General features: G+C 44.2%; 14 protein-coding genes. 7 read left to right on the top strand and 7 right to left on the bottom strand.

All coding sequences use genetic code 11. The annotated features are described in order from the left end of the window. Window positions 1-672: 672 nt before the first annotated feature. From BWI93_RS27435 to BWI93_RS11605, 4 genes are all read right to left on the bottom strand, one after another. Entirely contained in the window at window positions 673-1,191 is a 519-nt protein-coding gene (locus BWI93_RS27435) for a hypothetical protein (RefSeq protein ID WP_141217440.1), read from the bottom strand. A gap of 84 nt (window positions 1,192-1,275) precedes the next feature. Continuing rightward, a complete protein-coding gene (locus BWI93_RS11615) occupies window positions 1,276-1,974 on the bottom strand; it encodes a hypothetical protein (protein WP_094811441.1) in 699 nt (232 codons plus the stop codon). Between the two features lie 97 nt (window positions 1,975-2,071). Next, complete coding sequence (locus BWI93_RS11610; RefSeq protein WP_094811439.1) at window positions 2,072-2,545, bottom strand: DinB family protein; 474 nt, start codon at window positions 2,543-2,545, stop codon at window positions 2,072-2,074. A gap of 628 nt (window positions 2,546-3,173) precedes the next feature. Beyond that, window positions 3,174-4,466: a site-specific integrase gene (locus BWI93_RS11605; RefSeq protein WP_094811437.1), complete on the bottom strand. Its 1,293-nt coding sequence runs from the start codon at window positions 4,464-4,466 to the stop codon at window positions 3,174-3,176. A gap of 42 nt (window positions 4,467-4,508) precedes the next feature. Between BWI93_RS11605 and BWI93_RS27765 the strand changes: the two genes are divergently transcribed. Further along, window positions 4,509-4,658, top strand: coding sequence for a hypothetical protein (locus BWI93_RS27765; protein ID WP_176454200.1), 150 nt, complete (start codon window positions 4,509-4,511; stop codon window positions 4,656-4,658). A gap of 105 nt (window positions 4,659-4,763) precedes the next feature. Here BWI93_RS27765 and BWI93_RS11600 read toward each other — a convergent pair whose 3' ends face one another. From BWI93_RS11600 to BWI93_RS11590, 3 genes are all read right to left on the bottom strand, one after another. Next, on the bottom strand, window positions 4,764-5,165 hold the full coding sequence (locus BWI93_RS11600; protein WP_094811435.1) for a hypothetical protein: 402 nt from the start codon (window positions 5,163-5,165) through the stop codon (window positions 4,764-4,766). Between the two features lie 73 nt (window positions 5,166-5,238). Then, a complete protein-coding gene (locus BWI93_RS11595; protein ID WP_094811432.1) occupies window positions 5,239-5,649 on the bottom strand; it encodes a hypothetical protein in 411 nt (136 codons plus the stop codon). Next, window positions 5,646-6,026, bottom strand: coding sequence for a helix-turn-helix domain-containing protein (locus tag BWI93_RS11590; RefSeq protein WP_094811430.1), 381 nt, complete (start codon window positions 6,024-6,026; stop codon window positions 5,646-5,648). Before BWI93_RS11590 ends, BWI93_RS11595 begins: the two co-directional genes overlap by 4 nt. Window positions 6,027-6,400: 374 nt before the next feature. Here BWI93_RS11590 and BWI93_RS11580 point away from each other — a divergent pair, with 374 nt between their 5' ends. From BWI93_RS11580 to BWI93_RS11560, 6 genes are all read left to right on the top strand, one after another. Further along, window positions 6,401-6,811 carry a KilA-N domain-containing protein gene (locus tag BWI93_RS11580; RefSeq protein ID WP_094811426.1) on the top strand — a complete coding sequence of 137 codons (411 nt, stop codon included), beginning with the start codon at window positions 6,401-6,403 and terminating at the stop codon, window positions 6,809-6,811. 21 nt (window positions 6,812-6,832) lie between these two features. After that, the gene (locus BWI93_RS11575; RefSeq protein WP_094811424.1) at window positions 6,833-7,168 is read left to right on the top strand and encodes a hypothetical protein; all 336 of its coding nucleotides are present in this window, start codon (window positions 6,833-6,835) and stop codon (window positions 7,166-7,168) included. Between the two features lie 2 nt (window positions 7,169-7,170). After that, complete coding sequence (locus BWI93_RS11570) at window positions 7,171-7,473, top strand: helix-turn-helix domain-containing protein (RefSeq protein ID WP_094811422.1); 303 nt, start codon at window positions 7,171-7,173, stop codon at window positions 7,471-7,473. Between the two features lie 81 nt (window positions 7,474-7,554). Beyond that, window positions 7,555-7,776 carry a hypothetical protein gene (locus BWI93_RS11565; protein ID WP_094811420.1) on the top strand — a complete coding sequence of 74 codons (222 nt, stop codon included), beginning with the start codon at window positions 7,555-7,557 and terminating at the stop codon, window positions 7,774-7,776. A gap of 36 nt (window positions 7,777-7,812) precedes the next feature. Further along, window positions 7,813-8,025, top strand: a complete 213-nt coding sequence (locus tag BWI93_RS27430; protein ID WP_141217438.1) for a hypothetical protein — start codon at window positions 7,813-7,815, stop codon at window positions 8,023-8,025. A 33-nt stretch (window positions 8,026-8,058) separates the two neighbouring features. Then, window positions 8,059-8,659: hypothetical protein (locus tag BWI93_RS11560; protein WP_094811417.1), on the top strand; the 601-nt coding region annotated here is incomplete at its 3' end.

Below are 8,659 nucleotides of genomic sequence, written 5' to 3'. Positions count from 1 at the left end.
CAACTCAAAACTGAGTCGGCTAAATACCGGTGAGGGCGGCATTATAATGTCTTTTTGGGGATATTTGAAAACGCCTTATCTTGCTTTGAGTGAAGACCTCCACCTGTAATGCCTAAATACCTTATCTTTCACGACAGGCAACAACTTGAAAGATTTATGTCTTCAGAGTCAGACCTACTATACGACTTGATTAAACATTGCCCCAATGATTCAACTTGGGAAAGGCTTCCTGAGTTGCTGAAAGGCTTTATGACTGTTAGTGAAACGCATATCCAAGTTATAGTCAACGATCATAGTAGAGATAAACTTTTGGAGGTAATTGAGAGAAATGACCTTAGTGAAAAGATTGTACATTAATCCATTATAGACGCATCGGGTAAGTACCTAATGAATAGTTGGGACCACCTGGTATTGTGCGAGGTTAGCCATGGTTTCCCCAAGGTGGGAGATTTGATTCTAAAATATGGGAATATGAATTGCTTCACAGTCCTGGAATAACGTAGGCTAAAGGTCTCCTTGGGATCCTTATCACTTTTTGCAAACGACCCTCGGCCAAAGGTGAAATGCGTGCACTCGCACGCAAACACCTACCCGAAAACCCGGCATTTCTCCACCTTTTCGCTCAATCTCTCTGTGGAGAGGCCAATGTAAAGTAGATAGGTGGAAGAGATTTCAGCGTGGGTTTGGCAATGGAGCTGGCGGGGGAGGGGGTATGGGTACATAGCTTCCAAAATGGAATTTTTTAGAAGTGGGTTTCAGCTCTAACGTGTCAAAGAGTGGTGTTAAGCTGTAAGCTAAAGCCACAACGCTTGGCGAAGCTACGTTAGAATAACCGCGGGCTTTGCGTACCGTTCGGTTTGCTTGGTGTATCCAAAGATTGTAGGTAAAAGCGTCAGCAACTATTCCTGTTGAGGCACTATCCGCTTCATAATAATAAAGGGAGTCAATAGCGGTGGTTAATTTACGAATGACACTTGAGGCAACCTGCCCCTGGAAGTAATTAATATCAATATCGCGATGCTTCCAAAATAGCACTGTTCCATCCCTGGTAATTTTAAAGGAATAGTTATGAGGAATATATTCACCTTTAAAGCTTCCCTCAAGTGTATCAAAAGCAGGCTGATGCGTATTTTCTTTAGGCCCCGAAGTACAGGCAGACGAAAGGCAGACAACAAGGAAAAATCGTTTCATAACGGGGAGGTTATAAGCAGCCAGTATAACCAAGAAAGCCTATCCGCTGTCATGGGTAGGCTTCTTCATTGGATGGATTTCAGATCAGGGTAATGGCTTTTTAGAGACGTAGATGACACTATTCTTGTCTTTGCAAAAGGCAAAGTTCTCACGTCTCTCACAAATAGGGGCCGAAGCTGCCACGTAGAGTCTGCCTTGACTGTCCAGACGGATGCTTTGGATTTGATGCACCTCTGGGATGGACAAGTGCCTGCGGTTCGAAGTCTTAACGCCGGGATAGTCTACCCAAAACGTTGACGTAGCTCCAGGATGGGTAGGCGTTCGAACCTCGTCTATTTCATAAGTAATGCCATTCGGAGCAGCGACTCGGTTGCGAGGAACAAACAAATCAGTAGGTCTCGGCAAAACCTTCCAACTAACCCCTTTATCCAGGCTAACCATTTGGGCAGAATTGGCATAAACGGTTGGATTACCAGTCCATTGATACTCGGTAGTCAAAGCAAACAGGGAGTCGCCATGGGCGATAAAACCACGCACCCCGGAATGGCCTTGGTCAGACTTACTCCAGGTTTTGCCATAATTGGTAGTATAGTAGATTTGAAGGCCGGTACTAATGACTAGCAGGCTATCCATGTTACCGTAAACAGCTTCTACGGCTTTAGGTTCCGGCGAAACAATGGCAACCCAGTCTGTATAGTCGAGGGGAGAAGTGAGTTCCTGGGGGTCAGGCTTGCAAGAGGTAAAGCCAAGTACCCATAGTACAATCCAGTAAAGACGTTTCATGGATAGAGCGGTTGGATAGTTCAGGCCAGAAAGCTACTGCTCAACCTTTAATCAGACAAGTGGGCTATACGTTAAAAGAAGTTAACTTAGATAAAGGTTAGTAGTGCTTGAGCATGCTTATCACTAAGCCGATCTGCCCCAGGTGATAAAGGTCATGTTGAATGATGCCATTGATGAGGTATTCAAACGTATGCCCCTGTTCGTTGTAGTGGGTCGATAACACTCCCTGTGGCTGGTGTTTTAACAATGCAATCAAGCGAGTCTGATTGCTTACCAGCTGCTCCTGTAAAGCTTTCCATCCTGATACCCGAAGTTGCTCCAGTGAAGGCCAGTCTTGGGAACCCTGCATTTGAATTTGATACGCGTAGTTGCCTTCCAGTCGCTTAATTAACACCTGACGCCAGGCAATCAGGTGAGCCAGGATCTCAGCTACTGAGTGAACGTGGGGATAAGGTCTTTGGAAAGCCTGCTCACTGGATAACTTACCCGTTTTTTTCAAAAGGGTTTCATCCAGCCAGGGCTGACCGTTAAACAGGCTTTCGAGTTGAGAAATGTAATAGGCAAGCATCATGAGGCTGGTTGGTAAGGTTGCGGATAAAACTAGAAAAAAAGCCGCTTAGATGCTTTAAACCATGCAAACATTTACAAGCATTGAGGATGCATCCAAGTGGTGGCTTGTAAACGTTCATTCCTCCCTTCCTCAGACGTCAAGAAAGGCCGTTCAAAGAATGCCTAGAAGATTTAACTCACAACCGAGGTATTGCTGAAAAGAGAATGTCCGAAATCCTCAACGAGTACGGTGACGTGAAGACGATCGTCAAATTCACTATACTGAGCAGAAAAGCACTTCACTTGTGTAGGAGCGGTGCCTCATTTAAGTCTTACTTTTAGCATCCCTTAGTTACAGTTGGAGACAAGGTAAAAGCTTAACTCACAGATCATTCTTACCCACGCGTAGAAAGTGATCGTGCATGGAATGCTCTAAATATAGTGGCTCATCCAACAAAAAAGCACCCAGCAAAAAATGCCAAGTGCTTGATTATAAGAGTGGGCCCTGTAGGAGACACCAGATTCTTTGCCGTTCCTCTGATAATTTGACTAAGCCAGAGCCTAAATATTTTTATACTTATTCTCTGGCTTAGTCGGATAAGGATTTAGCCCAGTAAAGATGAAACCTGCCACCTAATTTGCCACTAAGGCTATTTTTTCTTCCAAACCTCAAGCATGGTCTGATGCTTGAACTCATCGACGATTTTAGCGTAAACCAGCGTGGACTGAATGTTCTGATGTCCTAAGATTTTTTGTAGGACCTCCAAGGGCATGCCTTTCTCGATCGAATTGACAGCAAAGGTATGTCGGCCCGTGTGGGAGCTGATGACTTCGTATTTAGGAACGAAGGTTTCGAGTGCCTTGCCTTTTTTGAATTCCGTTACTTTGGTAGCCGCATCGATCTTTGCCCGGCGGGCTACCGTTTTTAGAGCAACGTTGAATTTCTGGGGGCTCAATAGATTTTCCTCATTAAAAAGAGTACCGTCGTATCGTTTCCAGATTTCTGCTGCGTAGTCATTAAGAGCGACTGAAACCGACTCGCGGGTTTTTTGCTGGCGGAGGGCAAAGACTGGAATTTCCTTGCTTTGCGAATAGGACTGACCCAGCTTAATAAGATCACTGTATCGGAAGCCCGTAAAGCAGGCCGTCAAAAATTGATCGGCTACCATACGATCTTCATCAATATGAAAGTGATAATCCCAGAGCTGCATGACTTCATTCCAGCGAAGAAACACCCGGTCGGGATTAGCGGAGGTAAATTTAAACAGGGCGTAATCCTTCGGCACCGCAACGCCCGTAATATCGGCATACTTTAAAAGCGACTTTATTTTCTTGATATTGCTTTCAATGGTCGCATCAGCCAGGTCCTGCTCGCCAGCCAGAAAGTTTACGTACCGATTAAAAAAGGAAAGCGTAAAGTCCTTGAAATCGATGTCGGGCTTATAGGCCTCCAGATGATCACGGACTGATCGAAATTTACGCAGGAAACTGTGCTGGTGAATGGCGGCGTGATCCTGATCGTAAATAGTCCAAAAGTCAGAAAGCAGGATCTGGGGCTTTTGGCCTTGCAGGGTCTCATCAAGCAGTCGCTTCTGTTCCAGTTTCAGATCGCCTGAGGTATCGGCCTTGATTTTATCCCAAGTTATCCACAGGTTTTCGATCAGCGTTTCAAAGGCCTGCTTATCCACCTTTCCAAACGGACTTTCCAGGTGATGCCAGGCTAAGCGAATGATCACAGACCACTCTTCAAGTCGCTGGTTGACTACCTCAGCAAAGGCTGCGGATCCTTTTATGATTTCCTTCGCATCGTTCCAGTACTTGGGTTCTATTTTGTATTTAGAGGAAAACCGACTACGTTGACCTTGGTAGGTAATGGTGATCATGATCGGAGCCGCTCCACTTTTATCTATTTTCGTCTTATCAATCCAGCGACTTATTTGCATATCATCAAAATAAGATGTTATTTTTGTTGAAATTGTTCTATTATGGCAAAGAAAAAAAATCAACAATATCTGCTTCGAGATAAAAGAACTGGCTTAGGTGCTACCACTGATAGTGCTACAGCTTTATTTCGACGTATTGGCGGAGACGGAGACGTTGAAAAAGGCACCGTTGAGGAAGGGGCAAAAAAATAGGAATTTCCTATACTCATTTTTCCAGCCGTATGCCTGATGATCGTTTTCCTTTGGAGACTGACGAATACATCATTGAGAAAGTAGAGTACTTCTCTAACCCACGCTCTAAACCTTCTGCTGACGAAGGCGTTGCTGAATAAGTAACTCGCCCTTTTCTTTCCTTTTATTAAAATCCTCAATAGCCTTTTCAATCTCCTTGCTGTGTAGAGGCTTGGTTAAATACTCAACCATGTCTTTAAAGCGTGGATGAACGTGGTAGGTACGATGGTGGTGATAGATGGAGCCGTTGCTTTCCAAAATACTGATTTTCGAAAGCCGACTGATTGCCGTGTTGAGCCCTGCCAGGGTAAGCGGGTGGATCGGTAGTAACGTTTCAGCCAGGTCAGCCGGTGCAATTTCCTCCGTTTTTTGGGTGATTGTGAGGATATAGAAAAACGTCTGCGAAGCCATCGCAGTAAGCAAGGCTTGATAGTCCTGAGCTGAGATTGAAGGTGTATTCATGATCATCTAAAAAGGCATTCAGAAATCTTTTGGACATATTTACTTTCGCCCGGCACCATGTCACGCGTAGCAATCCCATTTATACGGTATTTTTTACTTGATGCCTTGCTAGCACTTCCCTGTCTTTTTCGGTAAGTGTTACTCTAGCTGTATAGCGGTATGTAGCTCCTGCCGACACACCTATTGCTTCAGTTTTTACGTCCCTTAATTCATTGAAGGTATAGTTCTCGCCATTGTCTAACAGCACTTCTAGGGTTTTAGACTCAATATCTAGGCTAGTGCTATTAGCATCGAAGTATGCATTATAAAGGATTGCACCGTCCTTAAAGATGGATTTTTGAAGTCTAAGGGTATGAGAATCAAACGGGCGACTAATTGATTGTATGTGGGTGGTTCCATCAAAGTCGTCTATATGTTTCTTAGTACCCTTGCAATCTTGACTAAAAGCAATAAATGGAGATAGAATACAAAACAATACTAAGGCTTTCATAATTGTTGCTGGGTCTTCAAGTATAGATTACGATAGGTTTCTTCGTTTCTCTGACACTGTTCAAGAGATTTTTTTAATACCTCTATTAAGTGCTGCTTATCCTGAGTTGCTTGCTCTATATCTTCTTTCGTGAAGTGATCCGAACCAACCGGCACAAGGAAAGACTGATTCCGATATTTGTGACCTATTCCAAGAACTAGCCAATCAAGAGTGACTCCGAAAATATCAGCCGCTTTGATCAATGTTTCTAAAGACGTTTTACCTCCCTTCAATATCATTGAAACAGATGATTGCTGCAATTCTAATTTTTCAGCAACTTCTCTTTGCTTAAGACCCTGTTCCTGAATAAGTTCAATTAGTCTTTCTGATATAGGCATTGAATTATTTAAAATAATATTTTCAACGTTATTGATATATTCAATACCATTGATATATTTGTGTCGTGATTGAACATTTTATTAGCAACGAAGATATTGATTCTTATGCAATTGCCAGAAGACATCAGACAAAAACTAAACCATCGGTTTGGTGCTATGTCGCACGATAAGGGGAAGGGGATTATGTTTTTCTGCAAGCTCGCCGACATAAGTACAGCTACGTTAGCGAGGTTACGTGAGGGCAAGGAGGTAAAAGAGAGTACCGTAGAAAGAGTTGTTGACGCTCTTGAGATGTATGACAACTATGAACCTGCAAAGACAGAACGTCAGATTATGCTGACAAACCGTCTACAGACCATGCTTGCCTGATCGATATGGAAAAGCTAATCGTATTTAATGGTCATTCGATGAACATATCCCAGGACGGGGAAATGATTAGTCTGACGGATTTATGGAAAGCATGCGGGGCTGATGATAGTAAAAGACCAGCATTTTGGGTCCGTCAGGAAGAGGCGGTCGGCTTCATAAAAGCAACAGCTAAGTTTTTTAAATGTGATTTAAAATCACTTTTAAAAACTGCCAAAGGTCGGTACAGTGGCGGTACTTGGGCTCATGTACAAATCGCTTTAGAGTATGCCCAGTATTTAAGTCCTGACCTAGCCGTACAGGTAAACCGGGTTTTCTTAGAACGCTTAGAAGAGGAGGCTAATCCGGAGCTTGCTTTGAAACGAGGTCAGGAACGGGCCACTCTGGGGTGGAAGCGTAAGGGAAAAGACGATAAGTGAATTGAAGCCCGCGTAAATGGGGTGGCAACTCGTAAAGCCTTTACTTCCACGTTAGCCACCCACGGAGTCAAGCAGGAAGGTTATCGAAATTGTACCAATGCGGTGTACGCGGGTCTATTTGGTGGTACTTCAGAAGTAGTACGAATGAAAAAAGGACTCGAAAAATCGCAAAATATTCGTGACCATCTTTCCCGCGTTGAATTAGCTGCTGTCCAGCTGGCAGAATCTTTGGCAACTGAGAATATAGAGAACCATAGTCTGCGGGGTAATGCCCAGTGCGAGCTGGCTTGTACACGTGCTTCTAAGTCTGTAGGTCGTGCCATTATCGACAATCGTAAATCCTTTCAATCGTCTTAAGTATGGAAGTACATATTCCGGAACTAACGAAGCTGCTGACTCAGGTAGACTTACTCAGTAATCAGCTTTCTCGAATGGAGCGTCTGTTTTTCGAAAAACAAGACAAACCATTTCTAACCGTTACCGATGTAGCCACCGAATTAAGGCTGAGTGATTATACCATCAAAGCCTGGATTAATAAGGGTCGCAAACATCCTCAGACGCGTAAAGTCATCAAACTTAATGCGGTTAAAACGGATGGGGGTCATTACCGCATAAAGCGAAAAGACCTCGAAACTTTTAACGAACTTTTTACATCAAAATAATTAACTTATTTTGATATTTAGTTTGGATAAGTCAAAATTATATGCTTATTTTGATATGTAATCGAAAAACAAATAAGCACTATGAATTTTAAAGACAACCCAAACAGCCTGCCGCCAGCCAAGCGGTTTAAGCTGGCTGAGGCACTAGCCGAAGAGTTAGGAATCACGATCGGCGAAGCTTTCACCCTGCTAGGCAAAGAAGGCATCGAATCAGCCGAGCGGAAGCTCAGAGACCCGGAACACAACTTCTCTGACCGCTACGACTACAGCACCGGAAACGTCTACCAAGTCTACCACCGATAACAACAGGGGCTTCGGCCCCACTACTAACATTCTTTTATGAAACGATCTACTCGCCGCAAACAGCGGACAGGAATCACCTTGCATAAATCGAATCGGATGTTGTTACGGGTGAAGCTTTCCGGTTGGGTTTTCCAGCACAGAATGAGCAGAAACCGCAAGCGGCTCGACAAACTGATGCCGCCGCCAGCCGCTCAGGTTATGGTAATAGATCCGACGTATAAGGTTGTCGTAATCAGTCGGATTGCCTAGTCAATTAGTTCACAATCAAACCTTTCCTATATCATGTCAAAGTCTGACGAAGTAAAAGCTTTCGAAAAAAAATCAGAAGCTGCTCAGCCCGAAACGGCAGCAGTGGCCACCCTGCCTACGCTTAAATCTTATCAGGTTGAGCGGGTAGATGAAGAAACCGGCCTTATTAATACGGAAAGCAAGTTCCTGTATCTGGAAGGCCACCCCCGCGAGTATCGTTTCAACGGCCAAAATGGTCAATTCAACCTCTACGGTGAACGCATCCTGACGGACTCCATCGGAAAACCCATCACGGAATTTTCCTTCCAGCCGATTGCCTACCGCATTTTTGAAGACACCCTGTTTACCCGCTCGGAGCGGGAAGTATGGGCGGAGTTCTTCTTTATCGACGCTGATAACTGCGTGGCGGCTCTCATGTTCAATAATACGTCAGTATCAGAGCTGTACCGGATGATGCAGCCTGTTTTTTACGAACGTAAAACGCTCTGCGATCTGGTGATCACCATCAAGCCCGAAAAAGTGACCAGCAAAATGGATGCTGGTAAGTCCTGGTACATTGCTCGGTTTTCATATCGGGCGGGTGATACTAAGACGGTACGTGAGTATCGTGACTTTGCCCGTGACCATCATTTAT

This window comes from Siphonobacter sp. BAB-5385 (assembly GCF_002261125.1).
Classification (GTDB): domain Bacteria; phylum Bacteroidota; class Bacteroidia; order Cytophagales; family Spirosomataceae; genus Siphonobacter.
Note: the sequence above shows the minus strand (reverse complement) of the source record. Positions and strands in the feature narration are given on the sequence as shown.

Excerpts from the sequence above, each read along its gene's own strand:
- BWI93_RS27435 (WP_141217440.1), bottom strand. The coding sequence starts at position 1,191 with ATGAAACGATTTTTCCTTGTTGTCTGCCTTTCGTCTGCCTGTACTTCG.
- BWI93_RS11605 (WP_094811437.1), bottom strand. The coding sequence starts at position 4,466 with ATGCAAATAAGTCGCTGGATTGATAAGACGAAAATAGATAAAAGTGGA.
- BWI93_RS11600 (WP_094811435.1), bottom strand. The coding sequence starts at position 5,165 with ATGATCATGAATACACCTTCAATCTCAGCTCAGGACTATCAAGCCTTG.
- BWI93_RS11565 (WP_094811420.1), top strand. The coding sequence starts at position 7,555 with ATGAATTTTAAAGACAACCCAAACAGCCTGCCGCCAGCCAAGCGGTTT.
- BWI93_RS11590 (WP_094811430.1), bottom strand. The coding sequence starts at position 6,026 with ATGCCTATATCAGAAAGACTAATTGAACTTATTCAGGAACAGGGTCTT.
- BWI93_RS11595 (WP_094811432.1), bottom strand. The coding sequence starts at position 5,649 with ATGAAAGCCTTAGTATTGTTTTGTATTCTATCTCCATTTATTGCTTTT.
- BWI93_RS27765 (WP_176454200.1), top strand. The coding sequence starts at position 4,509 with ATGGCAAAGAAAAAAAATCAACAATATCTGCTTCGAGATAAAAGAACT.
- BWI93_RS11570 (WP_094811422.1), top strand. The coding sequence starts at position 7,171 with ATGGAAGTACATATTCCGGAACTAACGAAGCTGCTGACTCAGGTAGAC.
- BWI93_RS11610 (WP_094811439.1), bottom strand. The coding sequence starts at position 2,545 with ATGATGCTTGCCTATTACATTTCTCAACTCGAAAGCCTGTTTAACGGT.
- BWI93_RS11615 (WP_094811441.1), bottom strand. The coding sequence starts at position 1,974 with ATGAAACGTCTTTACTGGATTGTACTATGGGTACTTGGCTTTACCTCT.
- BWI93_RS27430 (WP_141217438.1), top strand. The coding sequence starts at position 7,813 with ATGAAACGATCTACTCGCCGCAAACAGCGGACAGGAATCACCTTGCAT.
- BWI93_RS11580 (WP_094811426.1), top strand. The coding sequence starts at position 6,401 with ATGGAAAAGCTAATCGTATTTAATGGTCATTCGATGAACATATCCCAG.